Origin of the sequence: Ruegeria sp. Ofav3-42, assembly GCF_022347725.1 — a bacterium.
Taxonomy (GTDB): Bacteria; Pseudomonadota; Alphaproteobacteria; order Rhodobacterales; family Rhodobacteraceae; genus Ruegeria.
In genome coordinates, this window is record NZ_JAKRGB010000035.1 from 1 (window position 1) to 14284 (window position 14284).

Annotated in this window: 12 protein-coding genes and 2 pseudogenes; 3 read left to right on the forward strand and 11 right to left on the reverse strand. The window is 56.4% G+C overall.

Going from position 1 to position 14284, the window contains the following annotated elements; genetic code table 11:
* Positions 1-237 (forward strand): hypothetical protein (locus MHN28_RS24180; RefSeq protein WP_239345546.1); only part of this gene is annotated, 237 nt, incomplete at its 5' end.
* A gap of 123 nt (positions 238-360) precedes the next feature.
* Here the strand turns inward: MHN28_RS24180 and MHN28_RS24185 are convergent.
* From MHN28_RS24185 to MHN28_RS24195, 3 genes are all read right to left on the reverse strand, one after another.
* Positions 361-1029, reverse strand: a complete 669-nt coding sequence (locus tag MHN28_RS24185; RefSeq protein ID WP_239345548.1) for a phosphatidylethanolamine N-methyltransferase family protein — start codon at positions 1027-1029, stop codon at positions 361-363.
* Positions 1030-1446: 417 nt separating this feature from the next.
* Positions 1447-1890: a hypothetical protein gene (locus tag MHN28_RS24190; RefSeq protein WP_239345550.1), complete on the reverse strand. Its 444-nt coding sequence runs from the start codon at positions 1888-1890 to the stop codon at positions 1447-1449.
* Between the two features lie 250 nt (positions 1891-2140).
* Complete coding sequence (locus MHN28_RS24195) at positions 2141-2797, reverse strand: glutathione S-transferase family protein (protein ID WP_239345551.1); 657 nt, start codon at positions 2795-2797, stop codon at positions 2141-2143.
* 396 nt (positions 2798-3193) lie between these two features.
* Between MHN28_RS24195 and MHN28_RS24200 the strand changes: the two are divergent.
* Positions 3194-3903 (forward strand): annotated as a pseudogene (locus MHN28_RS24200) (IS3 family transposase); the annotation flags it as partial.
* 313 nt (positions 3904-4216) lie between these two features.
* The gene (locus MHN28_RS24930) at positions 4217-4459 is read left to right on the forward strand and encodes a glycine zipper 2TM domain-containing protein (RefSeq protein WP_170492798.1); all 243 of its coding nucleotides are present in this window, start codon (positions 4217-4219) and stop codon (positions 4457-4459) included.
* Between the two features lie 208 nt (positions 4460-4667).
* On the opposite strand, the pseudogene MHN28_RS24210 reads toward MHN28_RS24930, so the two are convergent.
* The 8 genes and pseudogenes from MHN28_RS24210 to MHN28_RS24245 all read right to left on the reverse strand — a co-directional run.
* Positions 4668-6045: pseudogene (locus MHN28_RS24210) on the reverse strand (IS1182 family transposase).
* A 388-nt stretch (positions 6046-6433) separates the two neighbouring features.
* Positions 6434-7489 (reverse strand): ABC transporter ATP-binding protein, encoded by a 1056-nt coding sequence (locus MHN28_RS24215; RefSeq protein WP_239345553.1) that lies wholly within the window; start codon positions 7487-7489, stop codon positions 6434-6436.
* Positions 7489-8736: an amylo-alpha-1,6-glucosidase gene (locus tag MHN28_RS24220; protein WP_370645806.1), complete on the reverse strand. Its 1248-nt coding sequence runs from the start codon at positions 8734-8736 to the stop codon at positions 7489-7491. Before MHN28_RS24220 ends, MHN28_RS24215 begins: the two co-directional genes overlap by 1 nt.
* 5 nt (positions 8737-8741) lie before the next feature.
* On the reverse strand, positions 8742-9950 hold the full coding sequence (locus tag MHN28_RS24225) for a carbohydrate ABC transporter permease (protein WP_239345557.1): 1209 nt from the start codon (positions 9948-9950) through the stop codon (positions 8742-8744).
* Complete coding sequence (locus tag MHN28_RS24230; RefSeq protein ID WP_239345559.1) at positions 9950-11182, reverse strand: carbohydrate ABC transporter permease; 1233 nt, start codon at positions 11180-11182, stop codon at positions 9950-9952. The genes MHN28_RS24225 and MHN28_RS24230 overlap by 1 nt, the downstream gene beginning before the upstream one ends.
* A gap of 57 nt (positions 11183-11239) precedes the next feature.
* A complete protein-coding gene (locus tag MHN28_RS24235) occupies positions 11240-12595 on the reverse strand; it encodes an ABC transporter substrate-binding protein (protein ID WP_239345560.1) in 1356 nt (451 codons plus the stop codon).
* Positions 12592-13686 (reverse strand): substrate-binding domain-containing protein, encoded by a 1095-nt coding sequence (locus tag MHN28_RS24240; RefSeq protein WP_239345562.1) that lies wholly within the window; start codon positions 13684-13686, stop codon positions 12592-12594. The genes MHN28_RS24235 and MHN28_RS24240 overlap by 4 nt, the downstream gene beginning before the upstream one ends.
* 363 nt (positions 13687-14049) lie before the next feature.
* Positions 14050-14284 (reverse strand): transposase (locus MHN28_RS24245; RefSeq protein ID WP_239345564.1); only part of this gene is annotated, 235 nt, incomplete at its 5' end.

Sequence of the window (14284 nt, forward strand, 5' to 3'; positions counted from 1 at the left end):
AGTGATGATGCGGAAATAAGTCAACCAAGAGCAAGGACACTCCGGGAATGGCAGCGACCCTCAGAGGTCGATAACCCGATTGGAACCTCGCTCGCGGAATTCATCAAGGCCAGTGGCGACAATGCCGACACACAAACAGGCCGGACAGACGAAGGTACTGACAAAATACCCGCAAACATCACCAGAAAACTCTTGCAATGCAGGAGCCACCCACAGAAGCCGTTCACCGCCACCTAGGACTTCGAATGTGCAGCAAGCGGCAAACCGCACATTCCGGACGTTCAAAACCAAGTTTCTGATGGCTGGGGAGCAGACAAAGCTGCCATTTTTTCAAGTTGCAGGTGGAGGGATTAACAAACTTCAGGGCGTCGCTGAGCCGTACAGATAATCCATATCCGGCTTCTCGGTCGCATAAAAATGCACCCAGATATAGGCATGACTAAAGGCCGCTACGGAGAGTGCCGCCGCCGAGTTTAACCCAATTGCAATAGCCCAAAACAACAGGAATGCATAAAGATACATTCCGTTGTCAGTGAAGCGGAAGATACCTTTGTTCACCAACGGCATGTCGCGAAAGCGATGGTCAAAATGGTCGCCCCCCGCAGCGCGCGCCATCCCGAAATACCTTCTCACGCTGTACATGGCATAAACTCCGGGCATTAGAAGAATGAGCGTGAGCAGGACATGGGAAACGAGAGTAAGCTTGAGACTGCCTCGGTCTAGGAAGGCTAACCAAGCAAGCGACAAGAAACGGCCGGAGAACAAAAGGAAAAAAGCAACAAGGTAGCCACCGAAACCAATCCACTTGCTAACAGTCGACGAATGCAGCTCATATCGCCATGCAAGCCATACCCAAACTTGGTGCATTACGGGAAAGCTGACAGCGATCCAAAATGCGACCGAATGAGGTTGACCAAGTGCGTTCCAAGCAAGCGTCAAAACAATCAATAGCGCCGTGAGGCAGGTGAAGTGGAGCAGCTGTCCGGCCCATAAACTTGGCGGTTCAGGTGCTTTAAGATTATTGCTCATTCGGCCATCCAACGGCTAGTCTTGGACTGTGCCAACTAATCTTTACACTAAATTCGCTTTCCCTTCTCGTTGGAAAGTTGAGTTCCGCATTGGGCTAGGTGGTACTTGTCCGCTTTGGGCTCAAACCGGACGCTCGGTGCCAGGTAATAAATGGTGGGTAAGCGGACAAAGCTGTCTTTCTCTGCGGGCGCAACATTTGGAGCAAGGCTGAGGATAAGGCCACAGAGTTGCCGTTCGCCGCAGGTGCGGCCCCAACCGACTCTAGCGGCAGCTTTGCGCAGCAAGCGAACATTTCAAAGTCGCTGGGACGGCGCCTAGCAACCTTCCGACGAGTGTCTCTGATGGTGTAGCGCTGCTGACTATCTGACTTTGAACGCAAAAAGCTCCAGTCGGGCAGCATATTCGTCGAGAAGAGGTCTATTGGTCATCAACTATGCCGGTCAGTCTCGCTTCCGAGGGAATTATGAACTGTTCCATCTGTTTGCGAGTAATGACGTAGCCGGGAACAGTTGGCTCCGTCGGAAAGGGAAATCCAGTACGCGCCGCAATCGCAACCGCCGTTGCCATAGCAGCATAGGTATGGTTTCCGTCAACAATTTCCGACGCCATCCCTCCGAAATCTTCGCATACAATTATTGGGCGTGGGTCTCGCGTCATTGTATGTTGCTGTAGGTGTTTCCGGTCGATTTTTTTGTTCGCGAACATATCCTCGACCTTTTTTATATCGAGGGGTATTCCCCTAAGCTCACAATTGGACTCCGCCCAACGCCTCAAGGGTTCGACCGCAAGCAACTGCTCATTTTCAAATTCGTCGGTATATTTATATACTTCTATAGTGGTAGTTGATGTTTTGTCCGACACCTAAACGTTCCCTTGCTATTATTATTGCTCCTCAGGCTGTTTTTCGGTCCACCTTTCAGAGCAAACAGGAACGGATTCTAAATCCAAACGGCCCGGTTTAGGGGGCTGGGTCACGTCACACGAACCTGACCCAACCGTCACAGTTGGACCAGAAACTAGGTGGACGCTCAACATCAGATGGCGCCGCAAGCCGAACATTCCTTTTGCAATGAAATTTGAACCAGAGCTGCGGTCTGCACGAATGATCGATTTATGCTAGGTGGTTCACCGGTAGGCCGGGATCAGTTTCGGCGAGACTTGCCCGCTGCGAGGACCATTCCCACCAATCGGACAGAGCGGCATAGTCACGCAGAGCCGTTTCCCCCTCTGGCGCTTGAATAAAGTACGCGATCATCGGTGCGAGGTGACAATCAGCGAGCGTGAAAGTCTTTCTGTCGAGGACATGCGCTTCCGAAGCCAGTGTATCGAGTGCCTGAAGAACGGGCCGCGATGCTGCCAACCCATTTTCGATCTTGGCCTCGTCGCTTTCTTCTCCGAGCGCGGGGCGGAAGACGCGATGTGCGAAGACCTCGCGAACCATCGGGCGGTAGCCGTAACTGTCCACGATAGAGACAATTTGCACCAAACGCGTAAGGCTTTCGACTTCCAGGGGGACGAGGCGAGGACCCTCGAAAGCCGCGTCAACATAACGAGCGATGGCCGCGGTCTCGTAAACATCGAACGTGCCATGGCTCAGGACCGGAACGCGGCCAAATGGTTGCCGTTGCATGTAGTGGTCGGGAATGTCATCCGCAAAAGGGTCGATTTCCTCAGTTTTGTACGAAACGCCTTTCTCATGCAACGCCACCCGCGCTATGCGGTTGTAAACACTGAATTGGTAGCCACGAAGTACGACAAGTTTGTTCATGCTCAAGAGGCTATCGCCGAGATGAATGCATGGAAAGGGTTACTCTGGGCGGTCAAAAAAGGTCTCACAGGTGAGAAGCCGACGTTGACAATGACCACCTCAACGGCAGCAAATCCCGCAGGGAGTGAGTACATGCGTCGCAAAGCGAGCGGCAGTGATGCTCCGATCCGGCCACTCGTGATCAACACGGCGAAGGTGCCCGAGAGAGCGCTTACCGGACCTCCGCTAGCATGACTGATTTTGCCAGCGCAGCACGTCGTGAACTCGCACATTCCGGACGTTCAAAGCCAGATGGCATATGACAAGTGGGCAGACGAAACTGCTGTTCGCTGTAACCGCACCAGCGATTTCGTTGACTTTAGTTGCACTCAGTCAATACCGTAGATCATTGCGGCATATAGCCATCGCAGGATCGCAGCATTGCTGAGAGAGGCTGGATGGTCTGTTGGCGACGGACGAATTGAACGGCTGTGGCGGCGAGAGGGGCTGAAAGTGCCAATGAAACAACCTAAGAAAGGGCGGCTCTGGCTGAACGATGGCTCATGCGTCCGGCTGCGACCCGAGCATCGCAACCATGTGTGGTCCTATGACTTCGTCCATTGCCGAACCGATGATGGCAAAGCCTTCCGGACGCTGAACATCCTAGATGAGTACAGTCGGGAATGTTTGGCTTTCAGGGTCGAGCGGAAGCTGAACTCGACCGATGTAATCGACGTCCTGACAGACCTGTTCATACTTCGTGGCGCACCCGGTTTCATACGTTCTGACAATGGGCCGGAATTTGTCGCCCAGGCTGTCCGAGACTGGATCGGCGCCCCCTCTCGGCAGATTGCTTCGCAATCGCCTGCCGGGCAATGGTTGGCGCCAAGACGGCCTACATCGAACCCGGGAGCCCTTGGGAGAACGGATACTGTGAGAGCTTCAATGGCCGGTTCAGGGATGAACTTCTAAACGGCGAAATCTTCTACAGCCTGCGCGAGGCACACATCCTGATCGAACAATGGAGGAAACACTACAACACTAAACGCCCCCACAGTGCTCCGGGCTATCGCCCACCAGCGCCCGAAACCATCATCTCGATGGATCACAGGCCGATGATCCACTAACAATCAACTTGGACCAGTCAGATGAGGCTGCTCAGTCTGACATTTCGTGTTGACGACGGTAAGGCATCTTCAATGCACAATCAGACATATGATGCGCGGCAACCGGCGTTGGGATCGCTGACCATGTAAATCCGGGAGGATTTAGCTGAGTTTCAACTCAAGGTCGCATGGCGATGTTGCTCGGCCGTCGAGGTACCCGGCATTAGGCGGTTTTTTGCGTCTGGGCCGCATGTGGGTTGGAGAGTGGTTCGTCAGTACCTACATGTCTGGAAACAAAAGGCCGTGACATACGCGTGATCGTAAGGAATCCAACATGAAGAAGACTACAATCGCTTGCCTGCTTGGTGGCACCTTGCTGCTGGCAGCATGTGGAGCACCGACAACGCCAACTCAGGCTCAAGCACAAAGCGACGCTCGGTGTGCCGCTGGCATTCTGGGCGGTGCAGCTCTTGGCGGTGTTTTAGGCAACCAGGTTGGTGGCGGCACAGGCAAGACCCTTGCAACGGCGGCGGGCGCCGGACTTGGGATGTATGCAGGCCAATCGGCTTGCAACTGACGAACAGATACACAAGCAGCATACGGAGGGTCGGCTGAAAGGCTGACCTGTTGCCTTGCTTTTGCGTAATTGTGCTCTGAATTTCGGCATCGGAGCGTGGAATGGAAATTCGCTCCGGGCTGGTTTCGTTGAAAAACTCACTGATTTCATCGCTCCTGTTCAAGCTATCGCTTTGATTTCTTTTGGATGTGCGGGCCTTGCCCGCCTTTCATCCTGTTGCTGGCATCATCGGCTTGCGCTTGGCTGGTTTCCTGAGGTTCTGGGCGATGGCTGCGAGAGTGAATTCGTCCCGGACGCCACATGGGCCACGCAATCGGAGCCGACCAAGACCGAGGATGCGCTTGAGGTGGCGAAGAGCATTTCGGCCTTCTTCCGTCGCGCTTGAGCCTTCGAACTGAAATCTGAGGTGGTGCACTGGCGGGCGAAATCTCTGACGATCTCATGTTTTTCGCGATGGATGGCGCGGGTGTCGGAGTTGGGACAGCATTTGGCGTTCAGAGCGCATCCCGTGCAGTCAGACTTCCGCGCCCGATATTTGCGAGCTTTCCAACTCGGCGCATTCCGCGCAGGATCGGAATAGGTCCGCCAGGTGCGGCGCATCTCCTTGACGCCCGGACAGATGTATCGGTCATCCTCATCTTCCCATGTGAAGTCTGATCTTGAGAAGGTTCCGACGGTTCGTTCGCCCTTGTCGAAGACCGGGGTGAAGGGAAGGATTTGGCGCTTCAATGCGAGCCAGACCAGATTGTCGGACGACCCGTAGGCGGTGTCAGCGGCGATCCAATCTGGCTTCACGCCAAACCGGTCTTCGGTGCGTTCGAGCATCTTGCGCATGGCGCCAACCTCTGCGGTCTTGTTCGACCGGCTGGCATCGACATCCATGATGATGCCATGATCTGTGTCGATCAATTAATTGTCGGAACAGGCAAAGAACGCGAGACCTTTGCGCGCTGCCGTCCATTGGCTGGCCGGGCTGACATGGGCGGTAAACTTCGGCTTTGCCGTTGTCGCTGCACCAAAAGCCTCGTCGTCCAATGTGTCGAGATACTCACGTACGGCACGGGGTGCATCAGCGGGATCAATCTCGCGTGCCGCCCAGTCCTCGGGGTTGCCAGAGTTCTGTTTCTGGACGTCGGCGCTGATTAAGCTGGCGTCGACCGCAAAGCCCTGGCCACCAACCAAGCCTTCCTTCATGCAGTGGCGACCGTCGTCTCGAACACGTGCCGCAAGAGGTCGCTCTCGCGGAACCGTCCATGTCGGTTCTTGGAAAAGGTCGAGTGGTCTGGAATGCGGTCGTTCAGATCAAGTCGGCAGAACCATCGGTATGCCAAGTTCAGATGCACTTCTTCACAGAGCCGCTCTGACCTGATGCCGAAGCAGTATCCTACCGACAGCATCCGGATCAGCAGCTCCAGATCAATGGAGGGGCGCCCAGTGTGGCTATAGAAATCTGCCAAATGTCCCCGGATGCTGCTCAGATCGAGATGCCGGTCAATCGATCGCAAAAGGTGGTCCCGCGGGACATGCTCCTCCAGCGAAAACTCGTAAAACAGTGCCGCCTGTGCTTCCTGTCTCGGCCCCATCATCGTAAATTCTACCGCCTAATGGTGGAATTGAATCAGCCAAATAGGCGTCGATCAAGCGCGAGTTATTCAACAACATCAGCTCGATCCCGTCGTCCGCTCATGCCGCGAGTCGTGATTCCTTGCAAACCGTGCGTTCCCTGCCCGGCTTGCAGGTGGCAGTGAAGCGGACAAAGTCTCCCGCAACAAGTACCACGCAATCCTTATTGCCAGCTTCGCGACGACAAGGGACTAACCGCATAAGTCGGAACGAAAAAAAGCGCCCGCTCAATAGGAGAGGGCGCTTGTGTTTTAGTTTCGTATTCCATCCCGAGGAACGCCGCAGACTTTTGAAGAAGATGGGCAAAGACCTTTGGGTTGGCACGAAAGGCAGGGCAGATTTGTCCGTGCGTTATTTCAAACCTAGGGCCTGCCCGTTGTCGTCAAAGAAGTGCAGTTTGTCCGCTGGGAAGTGCAGACCGATCTGCTCCGCTGGCTTCAGATCCGTATCCCCATTCAGTCGAACTGTTACTTTTTCTTCGCCACCACAATCGACGATCAGGAAAGTGTCTGCACCCAAATATTCGATTACCTCAATGACGCCGTCACATTGACCTTCACCAGCCGCGACCACCTCAATATGCTCGGGCCGCACGCCAAGTCTGGTGGCGATACCGGACCGGTCGAAATTGCCGCTGCGACCGTGTTCCAGTGCGTAACTGCCGCCCTCGGTAGTGCAGGGCAGGATGTTCATTTTCGGGCTGCCGATGAACTGAGCCACGAACAGGTTGGCGGGGTGTTCGTACAATTCTCGCGGAGTGCCAACCTGAGCGATCTTCCCGTATTCCAGAACGACAATCCGGTCGGCGAGTGTCATCGCCTCGACCTGATCGTGGGTCACATAGATCATTGTCCGTTTCAGGCTTTGGTGCAGTTTGGCGATCTCATACCGCATCTCGACCCGCAACGCGGCATCTAGGTTGGACAGCGGCTCGTCAAACAGGAACGCCGTGGGGTCGCGGACGATGGACCGCCCGATGGCCACTCGCTGGCGCTGACCGCCGGACAGGTCTTTTGGCCTGCGTTCCAGGAATGGTCCCAGCTTGAGAACCTCGGCGGCCTGGTCGACCTGTTCGGCTATCTCTGCCTTAGGAATCCCCGCAACTTTCAGAGAAAACCCCATGTTTTCAGCAACCGTCAGGTGCGGATAAAGAGCGTAGGATTGGAACACCATCGTCAGCCCGCGTTTTGAGGGCGGATGATCGGTTACATCGCCGTCATTGATCAACAGTGACCCGCGCGAGATGTCCTCGAGACCGCCAATCATGCGCAACAGGGTGGACTTTCCGCAGCCGGACGGTCCGACGAAGACGACGAACTCACCTTCTTCGATTTTGAGGTCAACGCCCTTAATGACCTGTGCCGAGCCGAACCATTTTTCGACGGACTTCAGTTCGATGCTACCCATCAGGCCCTCCCTGCCCAGTGAAGCCAGACAGCGGCCGTCCAGGTGAATGCCTGGCCACCTGCTGGGCTGCCGGTTTTTGGGTCGAAGTATTCTGCGAACCCAAAGCCCGAGATCAGGTCGGCGGTTTTCTGGCGCAACTCTTCTGCCTGTTGCTTATGTCCCATATCCGCCAGTCCAAACCCGATCATCATGTTCATGAAAGCCCAGGTTGGGCCGCGCCAATATCGGCGCGCATCGAATTTCGGCATATTCGGGTCATAGCTTGGAACGGGGTAGGGTACGGTTTCCAGCGTCGACTTTAACCGCTCAAACATTTGGTCAGACTCGATTCCGGCGTACCAACACAGGTAGGATGCGTTCGAAACACTGTCGGCCATCTCTCCAGTATGCGCGTCGCGCGAGTCGAAACTACCCAGATCTTCGTTCCAAAGCGAACGCGAGCCGGTTTCCAGCTTTTCGATATCTGCACTCAGGCATTCGGCCGGCAGCCCAAGCTTCTCGCTGATTGCCAGCAGGTCCCGTGCAGCGCGCAGAGTGGTGAAAGTCATAGTGGGATCGGCGACTCGGAACGGGTTCAGGGACAACAGGGCTTGCTGGTCCCATCCCGCTTCTCTGCCGATCTGAACCAGTTTGATATACCGGTCATAATCAAACTTGGTGGGCCGGTCATCGCTGTTCACGTGGCTTGTGTCGCGGCGCTGGTACTCCCCCACATCCGACGCATCCATGCGCGCCATTGAACTGTCCCAGTCAGGAGCGTTGTCGCGGCCGGCTTCCCACGGATGGGTGGTGCAAACAGCACCGAAATCATCGAGGCGCCATTTCATGATCCAACGATGCCATGCCAGTAGTTTGGGGAACAACGCCTTCAGGCGCGTATCGCCGAATGCGGTATCCTGTTCCCAGATTTTGCGAGCCATAGTCGCGGCAATTGGGGGCTGAATGATGCCTGAGGACGGTATCGGTCCACTGCACCCCCAAACATCGGGGCCGGGGAAGTACCCGTCATCCTGCTGGTGGAATAGGATATGCGGGACCATGCCGTCTTCCCATTGCCCGGTGAACAGTGTTTCGATCTCGGTCCAGGCGCGGTCGAGGTCGAATTGGGCAAAACCAAGCGCGGCAATCGCGCTGTCCCAGTTCCACTGGTATGGGTACAGCCCCTCGGTCGGGATGGTGTAGCCTCCGCGATCATTGGCAATCAGGATATTGCGCGCTTCGCGGTCTGGGTTCGTATGTTGGTTCATCTGTGTCATCCTTTGACGGACCCAGCTGTGAGGCCTTTGGTCATGAAACGTTCAAGCCCCAGGAACAGCGCCATGATCGGAACGGTGGCGATCACCGCACCGGCCATCAGGTGCTGACGGGGAATTTCTGAGGAGTTCAGCATCGTGACCCCGCGGGTCAGAGTGAATTTCGACGGGTCGTCCAGCAGCATGAAGGCCAAGAGGAATTCGTTCCAAGCGATCATGAAGACATAGAGCGAGACCGAGGCCAGCGCGGGCAGGCTGAGGGGCAGGGTGATCTTCCAGATCACCGCCAGGCGCGACAGACCGTCCATCAGCCCGGCCTCTTCCACCTCGGTCGGTAGACCCCGAAAATATCCCTGCAGCATGTACAGTGCGACCGGGATCGTGGTGACCGGATAGATCATGACAATCCCGAGGATCGAGTTGCGCAAGCCGGTCAGCGAGAAAGCGATATAGATCGGCAGCGCCAGAACGATCATCGGCACCATGTAGATCAACAGGATCGAACGCGAGAACGCCTTTTGCCCCTGAAACCGGAACCGCGCCACCGCGTAAGCTCCGGGCACGCTGAACAGTAGCGTGATGAATACGGTCAGGACCGAGACATAAAGCGAGGTCCATAGGTATGTACCGAAATTGAAGTCTCGGAACAGCTCGGTGTAGCTGCGGAACAGTTCGGTGCCCTGGGACAGGTCGACCGAGAAGTCCAACGGGTTCTGCAATAGCGCCTGCTGGGATTTCAGGCTGGTCATCACCATCACGTAGAAGGGGATCACGACGATTGCCGTGAAAAAGATATAGCCGAACCCTGTGCAGAAGCGGATCACCGCCTCTTCGTATTCATGGCGCGTGAGCTCCCCGAATGGTGTTTCTTTCAGGATCGCCGCCAAGGAAAGGTGCATGACGACGGCCATGGCGATAACCGTGACCACAACAGCCTGCAGAGATGTGTCTGAGCCGATCAGAACCGGACCAAATCCGGTCAACCCAGACAGCCCCAGCAACGCCGATATCCCCAGACGGGCCGGAGCACGCTGCGCGGGAAAGCGGACATAGACTAAACCGGCGACTGCACCCCAGATCAGACTGAGCAGAACTTGCGGGCGAAAAGCGGCCCCGGTTGAGAACGACATGGTGATGGCAATGGTGGTGGCAACCACGACAAGCCAGAGCGCGCCCAGAACCGGGGCAGTAAGATACCCTTTGCGCATCACAGACCCTCCTCACGGCTGATGAAGCGGAAGAAGACAAAGCTGAAGGCGATCAGGCACACGAGGATCACGACGGCCACCGCCGCACCGGCACCGATGTTCGAGATTGCAAAGGCTTGCTCATAGACGTTCACGGTCAGCGTTCGGGTGCCCGCATTGCCGCCGGTCAGCAGGAAGATGTCGTCGAACTTGTTGAACGTCCAAATGAAGCGCAGCAGGAACAAGACCGACAGGATGCCCAACAGTTGCGGGATGCTCAGCAGCCAGAACTTCTGGAACGGAGAAGCCCCATCCATATCGGCGGCCTCGTACATGCTGGAGTCGATGGACTGCATCCGGGCCAGAATGAACAAGAAGGACAACGGGAAGTAGCGCCAGATCTCGAATACTGTGACCATGATCAGCGCCAGCGGACGTTCACCGAAGAAATTGATCGGTTCGCTACTCAGCCCCATCTGCACCAGCAAAGCGTTGGCCGATCCCGAGAAGGGGTCGAAAAGCGTGACCCAGGTGAAAGCGACGGCGATGACGGGGGCGACGTATGGGAACAGGTAAAGGCCGCGGATGAAGCCTTGCCCTCGAAAGCTTTTGTTCAGCAACAAGGCGGCGAATAAACCCATGACCAATGCGCCGATGGTGCCGAAAACCGTATAGAACAGCGTGACCCAGAGCACGCCCCAGAATTCCGAACCGTCAAAGACGTGGGCAAAATTCTCGAGGCTGAATTCAAAGTTGGTCAGAATGTTCGGTCCGCTGCCGGTGAGGCGCGGTTCGGAGTCTTCGACGGTTTCTTCGAATGCATCGGGGTCGCCGTCGACGGTGACCGGGATGCGGACACGTTCACGCTGGCCGCCGTCCAAGGTTCCGAAATCGCAGAACAAATCCTTCCCGTCCAGAACACAGGGTGCGGTGACCTCGCCCACAGCGACGCCGTCGGGCAGCACATCGCTCAGGGTCACGCCGTCGACGGCGATTTCCTGGCTGGAGTTACGCAGGCGGTATTCGATCCGCAGATCGTCACCCGATCCGCGCAGGCTTTCACGAACGACCGGGGCAGGCGGGCGCAGGTCGGACAGGGTAAACGGTTTGAAGCTGATCCAGATGATCGCCAGCAAGGGCAGGATCACCACAAGCGACACGCTGATCACGGTCGGAGCCAGCAGCGCCCAGGCCAGACGCGCCTCGCGTTTGGCAAGAGCCCCGGTTCCGGTCGGTGGGGTGGCCGAAGACATGGGATACCTCGAAGGTTTGTGCGCAGCGGCGCGGACGCCGCTGCCGGTGCTGGTTGATTACTGAACCTTGGCCAGCTCTTCGTTCATGGCTGTAACCGCAGCGGCGGCATCAATTTCGTCGTCGATATACTCACGGACGATGCGGTTGATGGCCTGACTGTTGATCATTTTCGACGCTAGTGCCAGCTGACCCTCGGCCACTCCCCAGCGCTGCGCAACGTCCAGACCGCCTACGATCTCGTCGATCATCGCTTGGTCGTAAAGGTCACCCAGTGGTGCCTTGCGGTCAACGCCTACAGGCAGCTCGGCCCATGCTTCGGCAAAGGCTGTCGGATTGTCGGCGTTGCCGCGACGAACAGGGAACTTGCCCTCGGGCGCAATCGCCAGAGTTTGTGTGTACCCGTCGTCCATCGCGAATTTCACGAACTCCATCGCGGCATCCGTATCCGCGTCGTTGGTAATGCCGAAATACCGCACATCACCCCAGGCTGCGCCATCCGGGTTGGACGGGCCAGCGAAATTGGTCACGATACCGGTCTTGCCCGCCAATTCGTTTGAGGTCGGATCGTCTGTAATTGTCGGCGGCGCACTGTCACGCAAGCCGGCCAATTCATCCAGAATGAAGGGCGACCATATGATCATCGCGGCCTTGCCGTCGAAATACAGCTCGCGCGATTGCTTCCAGTACAACTCACCCGGAGGCGACGCTTTCGAGATTGCTTTGTAGAAGTCCAGAACCTCGGTTGTCTTGGCCTCATCCAGTGGCTGGAAACCATCCGCGCCAACTGGCGAGACGCCATTGGCCAGAAACACATGCTCCAGCACCTGGCTCATGAAGTTTTCATCGACTTTGGTCGCGGCAACAAAGCCGTACATCTCGGGCGGGTTGTGCAGTTTTTCCAGCGCAGCCAAAACGTTGTCGAAAGAACTCGGCGCTTCCAATCCCGCATCGTCAAACAGGTCTTTGCGGTAAACAACCATCTGGGTCCAACCATCTACCGGAACCGAGGCCGTTTCGCCATTAAAGGCCGCCATCCCCAGCGCGCCGGGTGCAAATGTGTCCGCGCCCAGCTCCTCGATCACCTCGGTTGCGGCTTCGGTGTCAAGGATACCTGCTTCGGCCCACGGCAGGGCGTATTGCAGCGGGTGATACACCACGTCAGGCAGGTCTCCGGCAGCGAAAGCAGCGGTGGCCCGGGTGCCCAGATCGGTTTCGGTGACCGGGATTACCTCAACTGTGGTGCCCGTTTCCGCCCTGAACTGGTCCGCCATTTCCTGCTGCTTTGCGAGACGCTCTGGCTGTTCTTCGGTTGTCCAGAAGCGAATTGTATCAGCCTGTGCGGACATTGCTGCCAAAGTCAGTGCCAGCGATGTGCCCAGCATCAGACGAGATGCTTTGGGTGTGGGTTTCATGGTCGGTTTCCTCCCCGGTTACCATTTTTGAATTGAGTTATTTTTTGCGCCAGCTCCTCGGATGTCAGGCGCATTGGTCCATCAGATGCCCTTTCCAAAAGAACGGCTTCGCCGAGCTCACGCAGGCTTTCGGGTGCTTCACCACGAGTCTGCCGTATGAGCATTTCCGCAAGACGCTCGCCGGCCCGCTGTGAGTCGACACTGAATGTCGTAAGCCCCGGGCTGACATACTGGCATTCAGGTATGCCATCATACCCGAGGATCGAAACATCCTGTCCGATCTGCAGACCAAATTCGGCGCAAACAGAATAGGACCCCAACGCTGCCAGATCTGTCGCGAAGACGATTCCGGTAGGCGGGTTCTCAAGCTCCAGCAGAGCCCACGCTTGGGTTGCCCCTTCATCACGGGTCCGCGCGCCTTCACGGATCAGATCAGGGTCGATAGGCAAACCAGCGGCCCTCAGGCCGTCGAGATATCCATCGCGGCGCAGGTGGCTGTAGTTGAATTTGGGATCGCTACCGACAAAGCCAATGCGACGATGGCCAAACCCGCTTAAACGGCTGACCGCACTGCGGATTGCCGTTTCACCTGAGATATCAAACCATGATGTGTCCCCGTGAGGGTCGGTTTGCCCGTACCCTGTTCGACCGTAGAGAATGAAAGGAACCTGCAACGCCCTTAGATACTCGATACGGGCGTCATCGACTTCGGTTCTGGGCAGGATAAACCCATCCGCCTTGCGCTCTTCCACGAGTCGCCCCAGCACTGTGAGCATATCCTTTTCGGACTTGGCCGTTGATATGGTCATCGTCCAATCAAATGCGCTGGCGGCTTCGCAAGCGCCTGCCAGAAAGTCCTGAAGAAACGGATTGTGCCGGTCCGGTTCTCCGCTGTTGATGACCATTGCGATAGCACGCACCTTTCCTGTCCGGATCGCCTGCGCGTGGCTGAGCGGGCGATAGCCCATCTTTCGTGCAGCGGCTTCAACCCTCTTCCTAGTGGTCTCAGAGATATCGGAATACCCGTTCAAAGCGCGTGACACGGTGCTCTTTGAAAGACCGAGATGATCAGCCAGTTCGTCCAGCTTCACCCGACCGGACGCCGACTGGTGCCGGAGCGGAGATTGAGGCTTTGAGAGATCGGGATTCGGTATCATCTTGCCAATTGTTCGTTCCGAAACCGGTTTCGGCAACGAAAAATTTGAATACTCGACATTCCGGTTTCTGCAAACAGGGTGATCGGAGTGGCTCGGTTTTCAGAAACGCGGCACGAAAACTCCAAAGCCCGCTATTTGCGCATCGCTGCCGCTTGAGTCGCCTAATGCCCCTAATCGTTGTTGCGGTGCAGTATGCGCCGACGGTACGTCCGGCATTTAATAGCCGATTCTATTGAATAACCCCGTGTTGTTGGTGCGGAAAATGTCTACCAGAATACGGCGCGGTTGCCTTTCCTATCAGGCTTTTTGCGTTTGCTGCGGTGCGGGAAAGATCTTTGCCAGTTTGCGGAGGTTCTGGGCGGTGGCGGCGAGCAGGAATTCGTCATTGGCACCACATGGGCCGCATAATCGGAGCTGTCCGAGGCCCAGGATGCGTTTTAAGTGGGCAAAGAGCCTTTCGACCTTCTTCCTGAGCTTCATCGATATGTCGTACTGACGGGTCCTGGCGATGTCGCGCGCGACCCGGCGGGCG

Excerpts from the sequence above, each read along its gene's own strand:
- MHN28_RS24230 (WP_239345559.1), bottom strand. The coding sequence starts at position 11,182 with ATGTCTTCGGCCACCCCACCGACCGGAACCGGGGCTCTTGCCAAACGC.
- MHN28_RS24215 (WP_239345553.1), bottom strand. The coding sequence starts at position 7,489 with ATGGGTAGCATCGAACTGAAGTCCGTCGAAAAATGGTTCGGCTCGGCA.
- MHN28_RS24235 (WP_239345560.1), bottom strand. The coding sequence starts at position 12,595 with ATGAAACCCACACCCAAAGCATCTCGTCTGATGCTGGGCACATCGCTG.
- MHN28_RS24930 (WP_170492798.1), top strand. The coding sequence starts at position 4,217 with ATGAAGAAGACTACAATCGCTTGCCTGCTTGGTGGCACCTTGCTGCTG.
- MHN28_RS24220 (WP_370645806.1), bottom strand. The coding sequence starts at position 8,736 with ATGAACCAACATACGAACCCAGACCGCGAAGCGCGCAATATCCTGATT.
- MHN28_RS24185 (WP_239345548.1), bottom strand. The coding sequence starts at position 1,029 with ATGAGCAATAATCTTAAAGCACCTGAACCGCCAAGTTTATGGGCCGGA.
- MHN28_RS24195 (WP_239345551.1), bottom strand. The coding sequence starts at position 2,797 with ATGAACAAACTTGTCGTACTTCGTGGCTACCAATTCAGTGTTTACAAC.
- MHN28_RS24225 (WP_239345557.1), bottom strand. The coding sequence starts at position 9,950 with ATGCGCAAAGGGTATCTTACTGCCCCGGTTCTGGGCGCGCTCTGGCTT.